The sequence below is a fragment of the Pseudomonas sp. FSL R10-1350 genome (assembly GCF_009600525.1).
Lineage (GTDB): Bacteria > Pseudomonadota > Gammaproteobacteria > Pseudomonadales > Pseudomonadaceae > Aquipseudomonas > Aquipseudomonas helleri.
The window spans coordinates 1-17,153 of the sequence record NZ_WIVR01000084.1 but is presented as its reverse complement, the minus strand read 5'-3'; the positions used below and the strand labels follow the sequence as shown (position 1 = coordinate 17,153).

The following is a 17,153-nucleotide window of genomic DNA, read 5'->3' as shown; positions in this document are numbered from 1 at the left end:
GCCCTCAGCGGCGTCCCGTGCTGGGCGCTGCGTCGCCCGGCGTGGGCGCCTCAAGCAGGCGATGACTGGCGCGAAGTGGCCGACTGGGCCGAACTGGTTGAGGCCCTCAAACCCTTCCAGCGCCCGCTGTTCACACTGGGCCGAGAGCCACTGGAGCATCTGGACGAAATCCCGCAACAGCAGTTCTGGACCTTGCGCGCCCTCGATGTGTACCCCGGCAATGAGCGCTGTGACGTCATCGGCGCCCGCGGCCCCTTCCGGATCGAAGAAGAACGTGCACTGTTTGAGCAACGCCGCATCGACGTCCTGATCAGCAAAAACAGCGGCAGCAGCGCCACCGAACCCAAGCTCGAAGTCGCCCGCGAACGCGGGGTGCCGGTGTTGATTCTCAAGCGGCCGGTGTTGCCGCAAGTAGATCGCGAGTTTTGGACGGCTACGCAATTGCTAGAGGCTTTACATCGACTGTAGAACCAACTTCTTAATCAGTAACAACAGATAAGTGACTCGAAATAAATAGCCACCAGCCTGGATTATGAGGAGCAAAAATGAGTGAAGAAATCACCCAATTTGATATTGCTAGCTACTTAAAAAGTCCTGAAGACATGGCGGCTTATCTAGATGCCTGCTGTCAAGAAGATAGCGGGGACGGTAGCTTGATTCGTGCTGCTCTGAGCGATATTGCCCGCGCCCAAACTCAGAACTCACTACCAATATCAACGCCGTATCTCCCCTGACGTTGATTAACGCGACATTTCGCCACACACACGGCCTTTTTACTTACGCAGGCCATTCAGGCTAAATAGCCGCCTTGATCGCTTCACTCATGGAATGTGTCATGTCCCGACAACGGTTTGCATTTGCCTGGATCGCCTGCTTCGCAGTGCTGTTCAACATGCTCGCCATGTCGATGGGCGGGGCCATGGCATCCACTGGCAGCGAGCCGGCCGAGCAGGTGATGTGGAGCAGTTTCTGCACCTCCACGGGCACCAAGATGGTGGCCGTGTCGCTGGGCAAGTTTGACACCGCCGACAGCCACAAAGACGATCACTCAAACATGCAGCATTGCTGGTGCTGCTCAGGCTCGGCGCCGCTGGTGGCGCTGCCCGCGCATATCCCCACGCTGTATTTCGCCGCGATTGAACGGGGCCACAGTCAGCTCCCCGACCACCTCAAACGGCCCACCCCGCGCCAGCAATGGCCGAGCCTTAACCCCCGCGCTTCCCCTCTGGTCTGATTCGCCCTCGCAACCTTTTTGCGCCTGAATCATTTCGGAGAATGACCATGTTGAACCTGTCACTGTTCAAGCACGCCGTTATTGCGGCGGCTTTGTTGTTGCCTGCCTGTTTTGCCAACGCCCACGAATACAAAAGCGGTGATCTGCAAATCACTCATCCGTGGTCGCAAGAACTGCCACCCAACGCGCCCACCGTGGCCGCGTACTTTGTGATCCATAACACCGGCAGCACCGCCGACCGCCTGCTCAGCGCCGACACCCCGATTGCCGGGGGCGCCGAGCTGCACCAGCACGTGATGCAAGGCGACATGATGCGCATGCAGCCAGTGACCGACGTTGTCGTTGCCCCCGGTGGCACGGTGACCTTCGGGCCGATGGCGTACCACGTGATGCTGGTCGATATTAAAGATCGCAGCCTGCTGCAAGACGGCAAACGCTTCCCGCTGACCCTGCACTTCGAGAAAGCCGGTGACATACCGGTTGAAGTCTCGGTGCAAAAACAGCCCCCTGAAGACAGCATGGAACACATGCACGCTCACTAACGACCCCGGTTTTGAGCCCCATGCGCGCCCCTCGCGCCAGGCACTCCATGTCGCAGATTCGCGGCAGTTGGCTGAGCCTGTTTGCCATGCTGATGATTTTTATCGGCCCGCTGATTTCCCAAGCGGTGCCGATGAATCATCACGGCTCCATGTCGATGCCGATGTCCATGGAGATGGGCATGGACATGGACATGTCGGCGCACGGCGAACACGCCGGGCATCACGCGCCGTCTACCGAGCACCATGCACTGTGGGAAAAATGCGGTTACTGCACGCTGTTGTTCAGTTGTCCGGCGCTGCCGCACACCGCTGACATCACCCTGTTCGACTCGCTGCGCCCCAAAAGTTATCTGGCACAGCCCACACGGCTGGGGCATGCGCAACAACCGATCTTCCCCGGCGCCCGCGCGCGGGCGCCTCCGGCATTCGTTTAAGCACGTTCACAACATCCTCTACCTGGCCGACCTGCAGGCGCTGCTCTAGACAGCCGCAGGGCGTCGGCCGTGTTGTTTTCGCTTGAATACTGGAATGCCTATGACCCGCTTTACTGCTGCCTCCCGTTTGCCTCACGCCCACACGGTGTTGCCCTTTGCCCTGAGCACACTGTGCTGCGCGTTGCTGGCACCCGCTGCCCTGGCCGCCGAGACACTTGACGAGCACGCCACACACGCCAATGAAATCAGCCCGCTGGTGATTACCGCCATCGCCCCCAGCTCGCCGCTGACCATCGTCACCAACCCCAAAGATCCGCGCCAGCCGGTGCCTGCCAGCGATGGCGGGGATTATTTGAAGACCATCCCCGGCTTTGCCCTGATCCGTAATGGCGGCACCAACGGCGAGCCGATCTTGCGCGGCATGTTCGGGTCGCGGCTCAACATCCTCACCAACGGCGGCCAGATGATCGGCGCCTGCCCCGGCCGTATGGACACGCCAACCTCCTACATCGCCCCCGAAACCTACGACAAACTCACCGTCATCAAAGGCCCGCAAAGCGTGCAATGGGGGCCGGGCTCCTCAGCGGGTACGGTGCTGTTTGAGCGCGAGCCTGAGCATTTCGGTGAGCTGGGTTCGCGCATCAACGCCAGCGTGCTGGCAGGCTCCAACGGGCGTTTCGACAAGACCCTCGATGCCGCCGTCGGGGGCACGCAGGGCTACCTGCGGGTCGTCGGCAACACCGCCCACTCCGACGACTACAAAGACGGTGACGGCCACACCGTGCCGTCGCGCTACGACAAATGGAACGGCGATGTTGCCCTCGGCTGGACCCCGGACGCCGACACCCTGCTCGAACTCACCGCTGGCAAGGGCGATGGCGAAGCCCGCTCGGCCGGACGTGGCATGGACGGCAGCCAGTACAAGCGTGAAAGCCTCGGCCTGCGCTTTGAAAAGTCCAACATCGGCGACGTGCTCGACAAGCTCGAAGCGCAGGTCTACTACAACTACGCCGACCATGTGATGGACAACTACACCCTGCGCACCCCGTCCGGCACCGGCATGATGGCCGGGCCCATGGGCGTTAACGTTGACCGGCGCACCCTCGGCGCACGCATCAAAGCCACCTGGCGCTGGGCCGATGTGCAGTTGATCAGCGGCATCGACGCGCAAACCAACGAACACCGCACCCGCTCCGGCATGGGCATCGACACCTACAAGGCGCAGAACTGGACCAAGGACGCCGATTTCCACAACTACGGCGCCTTTGCCGAGTTGACCTGGTACGCCGCCGAGCGCGATCGCGTGATCACCGGCGCCCGTCTGGACCGCGCCTCGGCCAAGGATTTCCGGGCCCGGCTAGGCTCGGGGATGATGAGCAAGCCCAACCCGACCCGGGACAACACCCGCGCCGACACCCTGCCCAGCGGCTTTGTACGTTATGAACATGACATGGCCAACAGCCCGACCACGGTGTACGCAGGCTTGGGCCATGTACAGCGCTTCCCGGACTACTGGGAACTGTTTTCGCCCAACTCCGGCCCGGCCGGTTCGGTGAACGCCTTCGACGCGATCAAACCTGAAAAAACCACCCAGCTCGACGTCGGCCTGCAATACAAAACCCAGGACCTCGAAGCCTGGGTGTCGGCCTATGCCGGGGTGATTCACCACTACATCCTGTTCGATTACACACAAACCAGCTCCCAGGCGCAGAACATCAACGCCCGCATCATGGGCGGCGAATTGGGCGCCGCGTATCAACTGACCGAACACTGGAAAGCCGACGCGACCCTGGCCTACGCCTGGGGCAAAAACACCACGGACGGTAAAGCCCTGCCGCAGATGCCGCCGCTGGACACCCGCCTCGGCCTGACCTACAGCGAAGACGACTGGAGCGCTGGCGCCCTGTGGCGTGTGGTTGCACGCCAGGACCGCATCGACCGCAACGCGGGCAACGTGGTCGGCAAGGACTACGGCAAGAGCGCCGGCTTTGGCGTGTTCTCGTTGAACGGCGCGTACCGCATCAACAAAAACCTCAAGGTCAGCGCCGGGGTCGACAACCTGCTGGATAAAACCTACAGCGAGCACCTGAACATGGCGGGCAACGCCGGGTTTGGCTACCCGTCAAACGACCCGACCGCGATCAACGAACCAGGCCGCACACTCTGGACCAAGGTTGATGTGAGTTTCTAACAATCAGAGCGCTGTAACTCTTTGTGGGAGCGGGCTTGCTCGCGATGGCAGCACTGCGGGGCAACTGAACACCTCGTCGCCTGCATCGCGAGCAAGCCCGCTCCCACGGGGTTTGCATTCGACAATAAATCGTTAACTTTGCGGAGCCGCTCCTGATGAGCCAACCCACACCGTCGTTCTACAACCTGGCCTGGCGCTGGCATTTCTATGCCGGGCTGTTTGTCGCGCCGTTCATGATTCTGCTGGCCCTGACCGGGATTATTTACCTGTTCAAACCCCAGCTCGACCCTTTGCTCTACGACCATCTGATCAACGTCAGCCCCGGCCATCACCGCCTCAGTGCCGACGACCAGCTCCAGCGCGTGCAGGCCACTTATCCACAGAGCCATATCAGCCAGTACCTGCCGCCGATCAACCCTGAACGCAGCGCGCAATTTGTGCTCAGCAACGCCGGGCGCCAGCTCAATGTGTTTATCAACCCGTACAGCGGTGAAGTGCTGGGCGAGCAAGATGCCAAGCTCAACCTGCAAGCCGTGGCCCGTGCCCTGCACGGCGAGTTGATGATCGGCACCCTCGGTGACCGGCTGGTGGAACTCGCCGCTGGCTGGGGCGTGGTGCTGGTGGTGTCCGGCCTGTACCTGTGGTGGCCGCGCGGGCAATCTGCGGCGGGTATCTTGTGGCCGCGCTTGAGCCGTCGCGGCCGGGTCTTGTGGCGCGACCTGCATGCCGTTACCGGGTTCTGGGGCGCAGCCTTGCTGTTGTTCATGCTGATCAGCGGTATGACCTGGACCGGCTTCTGGGGCAAGCAATACGCCGACCTGTGGAACCAGTTCCCCGCTGCTATGTGGAACAACGTGCCCCAATCAGACGTTGAAGCCCGCACCCTGAACAGCGCCGCCCGCCAGACCGTGCCCTGGGCCATGGAAAACACACCGATGCCGGTGTCTGGCGCGCATGCCGAGCACATGGCCCACGGCGCTCACACGTCTGGCCCGGCGGCGCCCGGCATCACCTTGCAACAGGTGGTCGACACCGCCAGCACGCGCAAGGTCGAACCCGGCTACAGCATCACCCTGCCCACCACGGCACAAGGCGTGTTTACCATTGCGGTGTTCGCTGACGACCCGCGCAACGACGCCACCCTGCATGTCGATCAGTACACCGGCGAGGTCCTGGCCGATGTGCGTTGGCAGCATTACAGCAACGTCGCCCGCGCCACGGAGATGGGCGTGATGCTGCACGAAGGCAAGCTGTTCGGCTCGCTGAACCAGATCGCGATTCTGCTGATCTGCCTGATGATCCTGCTGAGTTCGACCAGCGGCCTGGTGATCTGGTGGAAACGCCGCCCCAAAGGCGGGCTGGGCGTACCGCCGCTGCGCCATGACCTGCCGACCTGGAAAACCGGGGTGGTGATCATCCTCGCCCTGGCGGTGGCGTTCCCCTTGGTCGGAGCCTCGTTGATTGGCGTCTGGCTGCTCGACCGTTTACTGCTGCTCGTGCGCTCAAAACCTCAACATGAGCGTGCCTCATAGTGGGGATGAAACATCCGAGATGCGCGATCCAGAGATATGTGGATACTGGCACGCCAGTATCACGCGAGAAATTGTTGTTACTGTGTAACAAAACAATTTAAGCTCGATCACCCGCCGCCAGGAGGCAGCGGGCACACCTCCAGAAAAAAGCGACTCACTGCCCTAATGAACAAGTACCTGCTTTCCAGCCTTTGCCTGCTGGTGGTTAACAGCGCCCACGCGGATGACACCGCGCCGTCTCTGATGCTGCCTGCCGCCACCATCACCGCCCCTGAAATCGATGCCGAAAGCATCGACCTCAAAACCGCCACCACCGCCGGTTCGCGCCTGAACCTCAGCAGCCTCGAAACCCCGGCCAGCGTCGAAAGCCTGACCGGCGCGCAGATCCGCGCCCGTGGCGACAGCAGCGTGCAGGACGCCGTAACCCGCACCACCGGCATCAGCTTTACCGGCTCGCCGGGCAATGGCGGTTCGGCGTACTCGGCGCGCGGTTTTGTCGGCGAAGGTTCGGTCATGCAGCTGTACGACGGCACTCGCATGTACAGCGGCGCGGGCACCGTGACCTTCCCGGTGGACGACTGGTCGGTTGAGCGCATCGACGTGCTGCGCGGCCCGGCGTCGGTGTTGTATGGCGAAGGCGCAACCGGGGCGGTGATCAACGTGATCCCGAAAAAACCTTTCAGCGGCGAGATCGAAAACCACATCCGCGTCGGCTACGGCTCCTACGATCGCCAACAGCAGGCACTGGACAGCGGCGGCTCGCTGACCGACACCCTGAGCTACCGGTTGAACATCAACCATACCCAGAGCAATGGCTGGATCGACCACGGCGATTCTGAAAACACTTTTATCAGCGCGGCCCTGCGCTGGCAGGCCACGGATGATCTGGCGTTCACCCTGAGCCACGACTACGGCGACCAGGAGCCGCAAAACGATTTCGGCGTGCCGCTGATCAATGGCCGTTATCACAAGGGCCTGCGCGACAAGAACTACAACGTCAGTGACGCCAAGCTGCACTACAACGATCAGTGGACGCGCCTGAACAGCGAATGGCGGATCAACGACAACCTGACCGCCACCAACGAACTGTATTACCTCAAAGCCCAGCGCCGTTGGCAGAACGCCGAAAACCACGCCTGGGACGAGGCCAGCCAAACCCTGCTGCGCGGCGGCTATTTCAGCATCAAGCATGAGCAGGAACAGGTCGGCGACCGCCAGACCTTCGCGCTCAGCCATGACCTGTTCGGCCTCAAGAGCAAAACCCTGGTGGGCATGGACTACAACCGTATCCACTTCAATTTGCACAGCAACTCGCCGTACCACGACGTGGACGCAGACGGCCAGCCGATCGACCTGTACCACCCGGACCGTGGCCAATGGCAAAGTGCTTCGCCTTACCGCGACCAGTTCACCACCACCACGCAGCAGTTTTCGCTGTTCGCCGAAAACCGCACCGAGCTGACCGATCAGCTGTCGCTGGTGACCGGCGTGCGCCGCGACATGGTGCACCTGGACCGCGATGATTTCTCTGACACGGGCGACTCCACCCACAGTGACCGCAGCCTGTCGGCCAACAGCTGGAAAGTCGGGCTGGTGTACGAACTGACCCCGGACACCTCGGTTTACGCCCAACAAGCCACCAGCGTCGATGGCGTCGGCGGTTTGATCAGCCTGAGCCAGAACCAGCAAAACTTTGGCCTGGCCCATGCGCGCCAGACCGAAGTCGGCTTCAAGCAACTGTTCTGGGACCAGCGCGGCGAGTGGACACTGGCGGCGTATCACATCGTCAAAAAGGATTTGCTGACCACTGACCCGGCCGACTTCACCCGCACGCTGCAAGTGGGCGAACAGTCCTCCAAAGGCCTGGAAGCCAGCCTTGATCTGCAACTGCCACACCGCTGGCAACTCCAGGCCAACGCCGCCATCGTCCGTGCGCAATACGACAAATTCGATCAGGGCGGCGTGTCGCTCAAAGGCAACCGCCCCGCCGAAGTACCGCGCCGTACCGCCAACCTGTGGTTGAGCAAAGCCGTGACCGACGACGTGAACGCGGGCGCCGGTGTGCGCTATGTCGACGCGCGTTACGCAGACCTGGCCAACACCGCCGTGCTGCCAAGCTACACCGTGGTGGATGCCACCGTGAGCTGGAAAGCCCTGCCAAAAACCACCTTGGGGCTGCGCGTAAACAATTTGTTCAACCGCCAATACGCCTTAAGCCAATACAATGACGGCCAACAATGGATCATGGGTGAACCGCGTTCGGTCTTCGTGACGGCGGATTACACCTTCTAAGCACATCTAACCCCCTGTAGGAGCGAGCTTGCCTCGCGATCTTTTGATCTTTTAAAAGATCGCGAGGCAAGCTCGCTCCTACAGGATTGACCGGTAAATGCATGACTCAGCTCACCCTCACCAAACTCGCCTGGACGCCCTTGGGCCACGGCCATTGTCATCACCAGTTCAAGCTGCGTGATGCCAACCTGCACGTCGCGGCCGGTGAGTTTGTGGGGCTGATCGGGCCCAACGGCAGCGGTAAAACCAGCCTGTTGCGCTGTGCTTATCGCTTCAGCAAGCCCGAAGAGGGCGAGGTTCATCTCGGCCCGCACAACCTGTGGCAACAGTCACCACGCTGGTGCGCCCAGCGCATCGCCGTGGTGCTGCAAGAATTTCCGGACGCCTTTGGCCTGACCGTTGATGAAGTGGTCGCCATGGGCCGTACCCCGCACAAAGGCCTGTTTGACGGCGACACCCAGGCCGACCGCGAACTGGCCAGAGACGCCCTCGAATCCGTCGGCCTGCAAGGCTTTGAAGACCACGCCTTCGCCACCCTCTCGGGCGGCGAAAAACAGCGTGTGATCCTGGCCCGCGCCCTGACCCAGCAACCCGACCTGCTGATCCTCGACGAGCCGACCAACCACCTCGACCCGCGCTATCAGTTGGAGCTGCTGCAACGGGTCAAGCGCCTGAAAATCGGTACCCTGGCCAGCATCCACGACCTGAATCTGGCGGCGGCTTTTTGTGATCGGCTGTACGTGATCAACCACGGCAAGATCATCGCCAGCGGCACGCCGCGCGAGGTGTTGACCGTTGAATTATTACGCAACGTTTTCGGCGTGGACGCGCTGGTCGACGACCATCCACTGTCCGGCTACCCCCGCATTACCTGGATAACCCAACCATGAAGCTGATCCGTCTCGCCCTGTGCCTGGCTGCTTTATTCGGCGCACAACTGGCTCAGGCCGACGCCACGACCTACCCGCTGACGATTAAAAGCTGCAACCGTGACGTGACCTTCACGCAAGCGCCCAAACACGCGGTCAGCCACGACATCAACATGACCCAAATGATGCTCGCCCTGGGCCTCAAGCCGCGCATGGCCGGGTACAGCGGCATCAGTGGCTGGAAGTCGGTCACGCCCGAGATGAAGGCCATTCTCGATGGCCTGCCCGAGCTGGCCAGCAAGTACCCGTCGGTTGAAACCCTGCTCAATGCCAACGTTGATTTCTTCTTCGCCGGTTGGGATTACGGCATGCGTGTGGGTGGTGACCTCACGCCGCACACCCTCACCCCGCTGGGTATCAACGTGTATGAGCTGACCGAGTCGTGCGCGTTTGTGATGAAGCGCCCTCCAGCCAGCATGGAAGATACCTACAACGACTTGCGCAACCTCGGCAAAATCTTCGACGTGCAAGACCGCGCCAACGCATTGATCGCGCAGATGCAGGCCAAAATCGCCGACGTGCAGAAGGCCCTTCCGGCGTCAAAACCCCGGGTGTTTCTGTATGACAGCGGCGAAGACCGCGCCATGACTTCCGGCAAGCTGGGCATCCCCCACGCCTTGATTGAAGCCGCGGGTGGCGATGACATCCTCAGCGACATCGACGCCAGCTGGACCCGCGTTAACTGGGAAACCGTGGTCGAGCGCAACCCTGAGGTCATCGTGATCGTCGACTACAGCGAAGTCACCGCCGAGCAAAAGCAGCGCTTTCTCGAAACCAACCCGGCCCTGCAATCGGTGGACGCCATCAAGCACAAACGCTTTATCGTCATCCCCTACGTGCAAGCCACGCCGGGCATCGACAACGTGCTGGCCATCGAAACCCTGGCCAAAGGGTTTCACCCACAATGATGTCTAACCGCTACGCCCTGTTACTGATCAGCCTTGGCGCACTGCTGCTGGTGTCATGTGTGGTGTCGCTGGGCTTTGGCCCGGCGCGGGTGCCGGTCGACGTGGTGTGGCACATTGTGTTGAACAAAGTATTTGGTCTCGGCGAGGTGAGCTGGAGCGCTGGCCAGGAGCACATCGTGTGGCTGATCCGCGTGCCGCGCATGCTGCTCGGCGCCCTGGTGGGGGCGGGCCTGGCGTTGATCGGGGCGGTGCTACAAGCCGTGACCCGCAACCCGCTGGCTGATCCGCACTTGCTCGGCGTCACCAGCGGCGCGACGTTGGGCGCGGTGATTGTGGTGCTGCACGTGGGCGAAATCGTCGGCCTGCTGACCTTGCCCATTGCCGCCTTTATCGGCGCCCTGCTGAGCATGCTACTGGTACTGGCCATCGCCAGTCGTCAGGGGCGTCTGGATAGCGACCGCCTGCTGCTGAGTGGCGTGGCCGTGTCGTTCGTGATGATGGCGGTGGCCAACACTTTGCTGTTTTTGGGCGATCACCGCGCCAGTTCTGCTGTGCTGTTCTGGATGCTCGGGGGCCTCGGGCTGGCCCGCTGGGAACTGCTGGCCGTGCCCAGTGCCGTGGTGGTGCTGGGGCTGTTTTTACTGCTGGGCATGGCCCGCCCGCTGAACGCCCTGATGGCTGGCGAGCAAACCGCTGTCACCCTCGGCCTGAATGCGCGCAATGTACGGCTCAAGGTGTTCTTGATCGCCTCGCTGATGACCGGCGTACTGGTGGCCATCAGCGGTTCCATCGGCTTTGTCGGCCTGATGATCCCGCATATCGCCCGGCGTCTGGTGGGCGCTGAACACCGGCGTTTACTGCCGGTGTCGGCGCTGCTGGGCAGCGTGTTTCTGGTCTGGGTCGACGTCGCCGCCCGTACCCTGATCGCCCCCGAAGACTTGCCCATCGGGGTGGCCACGGCGGCCATCGGCGGGTTGTTCTTTATCGGTTTAATGCGCAAGCGATAACTCTTCTCCCCCCCTGCACCAGCAGCGCGCACGCTGCGCACCAAAGCCGACTTCAGGCTCCGAACTGGTGCGCCAAAACTCACAACATTGTCCACAAGCCCCATTACAGAGCCCTCGCACCACTTCGGCACAGACCTTGCAAAAACCCTCCCAGTGTTCGTATCGACCCTTAAAACAACGAGACATCTGGAGATCGGCCCATGAAGCGTCGTAGCTTGATCAAAGCGTTCACCCTCTCGGCATCCATTGCCGCCATGGGTCTGACCTGGACGGTACAAGCCGCCGAAACCATCAAGGTGGGGATTCTGCATTCGTTGTCCGGGACCATGGCGATCTCTGAAACCTCGCTCAAAGACATGGCCTTGATGACCATCGACGAGATCAACGCCAAGGGCGGGGTGAACGGCAAGATGCTCGAACCGGTGGTGGTCGACCCGGCTTCCAACTGGCCGCTGTTTGCCGAAAAAGCCCGCCAGTTGCTGACCCAGGACAAGGTCGCGGTGGTGTTCGGTTGCTGGACCTCGGTGTCCCGTAAATCGGTACTGCCGGTGTTTGAAGAACTCAACGGCCTGCTGTTCTACCCGGTGCAATACGAAGGCGAAGAGATGTCGCCCAACGTGTTCTACACCGGTGCAGCGCCTAACCAGCAAGCCATCCCGGCGGTTGAGTATTTGATGAGCGAAGACGGCGGCAGCGCCAAGCGCTTCGTGTTGCTGGGCACCGACTACGTGTACCCGCGCACCACCAACAAAATCCTGCGTGCGTTCTTGCACTCCAAGGGCGTAGCCGACAAGGACATCCAGGAGGTCTACACGCCGTTTGGTCACAGCGATTACCAGACCATCGTGTCCAACATCAAAAAGTTCTCGGCAGGTGGCAAGACCGCGGTGATCTCCACCGTGAACGGCGACTCCAACGTGCCGTTCTATAAAGAGCTGGCCAACCAGGGCCTGAAAGCCACCGACGTGCCGGTGATTGCGTTCTCGGTGGGCGAAGAAGAACTGCGCGGCATCGACACCAAACCATTGGTGGGCAACCTCGCCGCCTGGAACTACTTCGAATCGGTGGATAACCCGGTCAACAAGAAGTTTGTCGACGACTGGAAAGCCTACGCCAAGGCCCACAACTTGCCGGGCGCTGACAAAGCCGTGACCAACGACCCGATGGAAGCCACCTACGTGGGCATTCATATGTGGGCGCAGGCGGCTGAAAAAGCCAAGTCTACCGATGTCGACAAAGTCCGCGAGGCCATGGCCGGGCAGACCTTCGCCGCGCCGTCGGGTTACACCCTGACCATGGACAAAACCAACCACCACCTGCACAAGCCGGTGATGATCGGCGAGATCCAGGATGACGGCCAGTTCAACGTGGTATGGCAAACCCCAGAGCCTATCCGCGCCCAGCCATGGAGCCCGTTCATTCCTGGCAACGACAAAAAACCGGACGCCCCGGCGAAAAGTAACTAACCCCCGGCAGCATCGTTGTGCCGCTGTGGGAGCGGGCTTGCTCGCGAATGTATCGACACGGTTTCTTGCCAAGACCGCATTGAATGTATCGCGAGCAAGCCCGCTCCCACAGGGATGTTGAGTTGTTTCTATTTGCGCAAGGCTAAAACTATGCCCACTGCCCTTTTTCGTTTTATCTGCGCACTCTTGGTGTTGCTGCCACTGGGCGCTTACGCCGATGACGCCAGCGACTTCGCGGCGGCCAATAATTCGGTGCAGGCCCAACTCCTCGAAAGCTGGGCGGCCCAGCCCACCCCCGCCCGTGTTGAACTAATCAACAGCCTGCAACAGGGGCAAGTCTCCGTCGACGGCCAGGTCAAAACCCTGCGCCTGAACAACCGTCTTCGCGGGCTGGTTGAGACCGCTCTGGCCAGCCACCAACTGCTGGCCGCCGACCCGAAACTGCGGCTGAGCGCCGCCCAGCAACTGCAAAAATCCGCCAAACCCGCGCAGCTTAAATTTCTCGACCAGCAACTGGCAGAAGAAACCGACCACGATGTGCACACGGCTTTGAGCCTGGCGCTGGCCAACCTGCAACTGGTCGATCCGGACCCCGCCGTACGCTTGAGCGCCGTGCGTTTGCTCGGTGAAACCGGCGAACCGCTGGCCCGCACACGCCTTGAAAACCTGCTGCAACCGGACGTCGAAACCAACGCCACGGTGCGCACCGCAGCCGAAACCAGCTTGGCCCAGGTCAAACGCAAACTGCTGATCGGCGACCTGCTCGGCCAAGCCTTTAGCGGCTTGTCGCTGGGCTCGATTCTGCTGCTCGCGGCCCTCGGCCTGGCCATCACCTTCGGCTTGCTGGGGGTGATCAACATGGCCCACGGCGAGATGCTGATGCTCGGCGCCTACTCGACCTATTGCATGCAGTTACTGTTTCAACGCTTCGCCCCCGGCGCCATCGAGTTCTACCCGTTGCTGGCCCTGCCGGTAGCGTTTTTCGTGACTGCCGCCATCGGCATGGTGCTGGAGCGCACCATCATTCGTCACCTCTATGGCCGCCCGCTGGAAACCCTGCTGGCGACGTGGGGCATCAGCCTGATCCTGATCCAGTTGGTGCGCGTGCTGTTCGGCGCACAAAACGTCGAAGTGGCCAACCCGGCCTGGCTTTCGGGCGGGATTCAAGTGCTGCCCAACCTGGTGCTGCCGTACAACCGTCTGGTGATTATCGTCTTCGCCCTGGCCGTGGTGTTCCTGACCTGGCTTCTGCTGAACAAAACCCGCCTGGGCCTCAACGTGCGCGCCGTCACCCAGAACCGCAACATGGCCGCCTGCTGCGGCGTACCGACCGGCCGCGTGGACATGCTCGCCTTCGGCCTGGGTTCGGGTATTGCCGGGCTCGGCGGCGTGGCCTTGAGCCAGATCGGCAACGTCGGCCCGGACCTTGGCCAGGGCTACATCATCGACTCGTTTCTGGTGGTGGTGCTGGGCGGCGTCGGCCAACTGGCGGGCACCGTGTACGCGGCCTTCGGGCTGGGCATCGCGAACAAGATTCTTGAACCACAGATCGGCGCCGTGCTCGGCAAAATCCTGATCCTGGGGCTGATCATTCTGTTTATCCAGAAGCGCCCGCAAGGTCTCTTCGCGCTTAAAGGACGGGTGATCGACTGATGAATCAGCCTCTGATGCTTACCGCCACACAAAAAGCCGGGCCCACCGTGACCGCACTGGTCGGCGGCCTGATCCTGCTAGTGCTGCTGGCCATGCCGCTGCTCTCGCTATTGCCCGCCGACAGCCCGTTCCAGGTGTCGGCCTACACCCTGACACTGGTGGGCAAGATCCTCTGCTACGCCATCGTTGCCTTGGCGCTGGACTTGGTCTGGGGTTATGCCGGGCTGTTGTCGCTGGGCCATGGCTTGTTCTTTGCCCTGGGCGGCTATGCCATGGGCATGTACCTGATGCGCCAGGCCTCGGGCGACGCGTTGCCAGACTTCATGACCTTTTTATCGTGGACTGAATTGCCGTGGTACTGGGTCGGTACCGAGCACTTCTGGTGGGCGATGTGCCTGGTGGTGCTGGCGCCCGGTTTGCTGGCCCTGGTGTTCGGTTTTTTTGCCTTCCGCTCGCGGATCAAAGGCGTGTACTTCTCGATCATGACCCAAGCGTTGACCTTCGCCGGGATGCTGTTGTTTTTCCGCAACGAAACCGGGTTTGGCGGCAACAACGGCTTCACCAACTTTCGCAGCATTCTGGGCTTTGGCATCACTGAGCCCGGCACCCGGGCGGTGCTGTTTCTGGCCACGGTGCTGTTGCTGGTAGCCAGCCTGTTTGTCGGCTGGCGCCTGGCCCGCAGTAAATTTGGCCGGGTGCTGACTGCACTGCGCGACGCCGAAAACCGCCTGATGTTCTGCGGCTACGACCCACGGGGTTTCAAGCTGTTTGTCTGGGTGCTGAGTGCGGTGCTGTGCGGCCTGGCCGGAGCGTTGTATGTGCCGCAAGTGGGCATCATCAACCCCGGTGAAATGTCGCCGACCAACTCCATCGAAGCCGCCGTGTGGGTCGCCCTGGGCGGGCGCGGCACCCTGATCGGGCCGCTGCTCGGCGCGGGCGTGGTCAACGGCATGAAGAGCTGGTTCACCGTGGCCTTCCCTGAGTACTGGCTGTTCTTCCTCGGCGCGCTGTTTATCGTCGTCACGCTGTACCTGCCCAAGGGCATCATCGGCCTGTTGAAGAAACGGGGTGAACAATGAGGAACGTCATGCTCGAACCTGTACTCGACCCCAGCAAGGACTCAGGCAGCGGCCGCGACGCCATCGGCTTGGGCCACACTGCTGGCAAGGGCCTGAACACCCGCCACGGCACCATCCTGACGCTCGAAGACATCAGCGTCAGCTTCGATGGCTTCAAGGCCCTGAACAACCTCAACCTGTACATCGGCGTGGGTGAACTGCGCTGCATCATCGGCCCCAACGGTGCCGGTAAAACCACGATGATGGACGTCATCACCGGCAAGACCCGGCCCACCGAAGGCCAGGCCTGGTTTGGGGAAACCCTGGACCTGCGGCAAATGAGCGAAGTGCAGATTGCCCAGGCCGGGATTGGCCGCAAGTTCCAGAAGCCCACAGTGTTTGAAGCCTTGAGCGTGTTCGAAAACCTCGAACTGGCGCAGAAAACCGACAAATCAGTGTGGGCCAGCCTGCACGCCACCCTCAGCGGCGAGCAGAAAGACCGCATTGCTGAAGTGCTCGAGACCATTCGCCTGAGCAGCTCGGCGCAGCGTCAGGCCGGGTTGCTGTCCCACGGCCAGAAGCAGTTCCTGGAGATCGGCATGCTGCTGATGCAAGACCCGCAACTATTGCTGCTGGACGAGCCAGTAGCGGGCATGACCGACGCCGAAACCGAGTTCACCGCCGAACTGTTCAAAAGCCTCGCAGGCAAACACTCGCTGATGGTGGTAGAGCACGACATGGGCTTTGTCGGCGCCATCGCCGACCACGTCACCGTCTTGCACCAGGGCAGCGTACTGGCCGAAGGCTCGCTGGAGCAGGTGCAGGCAGATGAACGGGTGATTGAGGTGTATCTGGGTCGTTAGATCAAATCCCCCTGTAGGAGCGAGCTTGTCTCGCGATCTTTTAGAAGATCAAAAGATCGCGAGACAAGCTCGCTCCTACAAAGGAATGAAGGAATCTGAACATGCTTCAAGTCGAAAAGCTGCACCAGTACTACGGCGGCAGCCACATCCTGCGCGGCCTGTCGTTTGAGGTCAAAGTGGGCGAAGTCACCTGCCTGCTGGGGCGCAATGGCGTGGGCAAAACCACGCTGCTCAAGTGCCTGATGGGCTTGCTACCGGTCAAAGAAGGCAGCGTGCAATGGGAAGGCAAGACCATTACCACGCTCAAACCCCACCAGCGGGTGCACGCCGGTATTGCCTACGTGCCCCAGGGGCGCGAGATTTTCGGGCGCCTCACCGTTGAAGAAAACCTGCTGATGGGCCTGTCGCGCTTTCCCGGCTCAGAAGCCCGCGAAGTGCCTGCGTTTATCTACGAACTGTTCCCGGTGTTGCTGCAAATGAAGCACCGGCGTGGCGGGGATTTGTCCGGTGGCCAACAGCAACAACTGGCGATTGGCCGGGCGTTGGCCAGCCGGCCACGACTGCTGATCCTCGACGAACCCACCGAAGGCATTCAGCCCTCGGTGATCAAGGAGATCGGCGCAGTGATCAAAATGCTCGCTGCACGCGGCGACATGGCCATTTTGCTGGTGGAGCAGTTCTACGACTTTGCCGAGGAACTGGCCGATCAGTACCTGGTGATGTCGCGGGGCGAAATCGTTCAGCAAGGCCGAGGTGAAAATATGCAAACAGAAGGTGTGCGCGGGCTGGTGACGATTTAATCTGTCACTCTTTCCGGGTAAAAAGTCCTACATATGAACGTGCCTGCCAACACCGCGCTGTTCACCCCCAGCTGGCACGCCGAGCTGGCGCTGGGCTATGGGCGTTTTGGCGACAGTACGCGCCCGACCCTGCGCCGCCACCTCGGCCCGCTGCGGGTGCAAAAGCACCTGTACGCCGAAGGCCCCGAAGTGTGCCAGCACATCATCGTCCACCCGCCCGGCGGGATTGCAGGCGGTGACCGGC

15 protein-coding genes and 2 pseudogenes are annotated in these 17,153 nt (G+C 61.4%); all 17 read left to right on the top strand.

Annotated elements, in window-relative coordinates; genetic code table 11:
• On the top strand, positions 1-468 hold a 468-nt coding region (locus tag GHO25_RS23450; protein WP_178110202.1), incomplete at its 5' end, for a precorrin-6A/cobalt-precorrin-6A reductase.
• A gap of 77 nt (positions 469-545) precedes the next feature.
• Positions 546-692, top strand: a pseudogene (locus GHO25_RS23445) (DNA-binding protein); the annotation flags it as partial.
• Between the two features lie 143 nt (positions 693-835).
• Positions 836-1,234, top strand: coding sequence for a DUF2946 domain-containing protein (locus GHO25_RS23440; protein ID WP_048385373.1), 399 nt, complete (start codon positions 836-838; stop codon positions 1,232-1,234).
• 47 nt (positions 1,235-1,281) lie between these two features.
• Positions 1,282-1,776 (top strand): copper chaperone PCu(A)C, encoded by a 495-nt coding sequence (locus tag GHO25_RS23435; RefSeq protein ID WP_048385371.1) that lies wholly within the window; start codon positions 1,282-1,284, stop codon positions 1,774-1,776.
• A 47-nt stretch (positions 1,777-1,823) separates the two neighbouring features.
• Positions 1,824-2,210 carry a DUF2946 domain-containing protein gene (locus GHO25_RS23430; protein ID WP_153392728.1) on the top strand — a complete coding sequence of 129 codons (387 nt, stop codon included), beginning with the start codon at positions 1,824-1,826 and terminating at the stop codon, positions 2,208-2,210.
• A gap of 100 nt (positions 2,211-2,310) precedes the next feature.
• Positions 2,311-4,401, top strand: a complete 2,091-nt coding sequence (locus GHO25_RS23425) for a TonB-dependent copper receptor (RefSeq protein ID WP_178110201.1) — start codon at positions 2,311-2,313, stop codon at positions 4,399-4,401.
• 155 nt (positions 4,402-4,556) lie between these two features.
• Positions 4,557-5,933 carry a PepSY domain-containing protein gene (locus GHO25_RS23420; RefSeq protein ID WP_153392722.1) on the top strand — a complete coding sequence of 459 codons (1,377 nt, stop codon included), beginning with the start codon at positions 4,557-4,559 and terminating at the stop codon, positions 5,931-5,933.
• Positions 5,934-6,098: 165 nt separating this feature from the next.
• On the top strand, positions 6,099-8,225 hold the full coding sequence (locus tag GHO25_RS23415; RefSeq protein ID WP_153392719.1) for a TonB-dependent siderophore receptor: 2,127 nt from the start codon (positions 6,099-6,101) through the stop codon (positions 8,223-8,225).
• Between the two features lie 101 nt (positions 8,226-8,326).
• Entirely contained in the window at positions 8,327-9,115 is a 789-nt protein-coding gene (locus GHO25_RS23410; protein WP_153392716.1) for an ABC transporter ATP-binding protein, read from the top strand.
• Positions 9,112-10,062: an ABC transporter substrate-binding protein gene (locus tag GHO25_RS23405; RefSeq protein WP_153328442.1), complete on the top strand. Its 951-nt coding sequence runs from the start codon at positions 9,112-9,114 to the stop codon at positions 10,060-10,062. The genes GHO25_RS23410 and GHO25_RS23405 overlap by 4 nt, the downstream gene beginning before the upstream one ends.
• Positions 10,059-11,069 (top strand): iron ABC transporter permease, encoded by a 1,011-nt coding sequence (locus GHO25_RS23400; RefSeq protein WP_153392713.1) that lies wholly within the window; start codon positions 10,059-10,061, stop codon positions 11,067-11,069. The genes GHO25_RS23405 and GHO25_RS23400 overlap by 4 nt, the downstream gene beginning before the upstream one ends.
• A 200-nt stretch (positions 11,070-11,269) precedes the next feature.
• Positions 11,270-12,535 (top strand): urea ABC transporter substrate-binding protein, encoded by a 1,266-nt coding sequence (gene urtA / locus GHO25_RS23395; RefSeq protein WP_153392710.1) that lies wholly within the window; start codon positions 11,270-11,272, stop codon positions 12,533-12,535.
• A 150-nt stretch (positions 12,536-12,685) separates the two neighbouring features.
• Positions 12,686-14,188 (top strand): urea ABC transporter permease subunit UrtB, encoded by a 1,503-nt coding sequence (urtB, locus tag GHO25_RS23390; protein WP_153392706.1) that lies wholly within the window; start codon positions 12,686-12,688, stop codon positions 14,186-14,188.
• Positions 14,188-15,267: an urea ABC transporter permease subunit UrtC gene (gene urtC, locus GHO25_RS23385; RefSeq protein WP_048366538.1), complete on the top strand. Its 1,080-nt coding sequence runs from the start codon at positions 14,188-14,190 to the stop codon at positions 15,265-15,267. Before urtB ends, urtC begins: the two co-directional genes overlap by 1 nt.
• A complete protein-coding gene (gene urtD, locus GHO25_RS23380) occupies positions 15,264-16,109 on the top strand; it encodes an urea ABC transporter ATP-binding protein UrtD (protein ID WP_178110200.1) in 846 nt (281 codons plus the stop codon). The genes urtC and urtD overlap by 4 nt, the downstream gene beginning before the upstream one ends.
• A 101-nt stretch (positions 16,110-16,210) precedes the next feature.
• On the top strand, positions 16,211-16,909 hold the full coding sequence (gene urtE / locus GHO25_RS23375; protein ID WP_048366540.1) for an urea ABC transporter ATP-binding subunit UrtE: 699 nt from the start codon (positions 16,211-16,213) through the stop codon (positions 16,907-16,909).
• A 33-nt stretch (positions 16,910-16,942) separates the two neighbouring features.
• Positions 16,943-17,153: pseudogene (locus GHO25_RS23370) on the top strand (urease accessory protein); the annotation flags it as partial.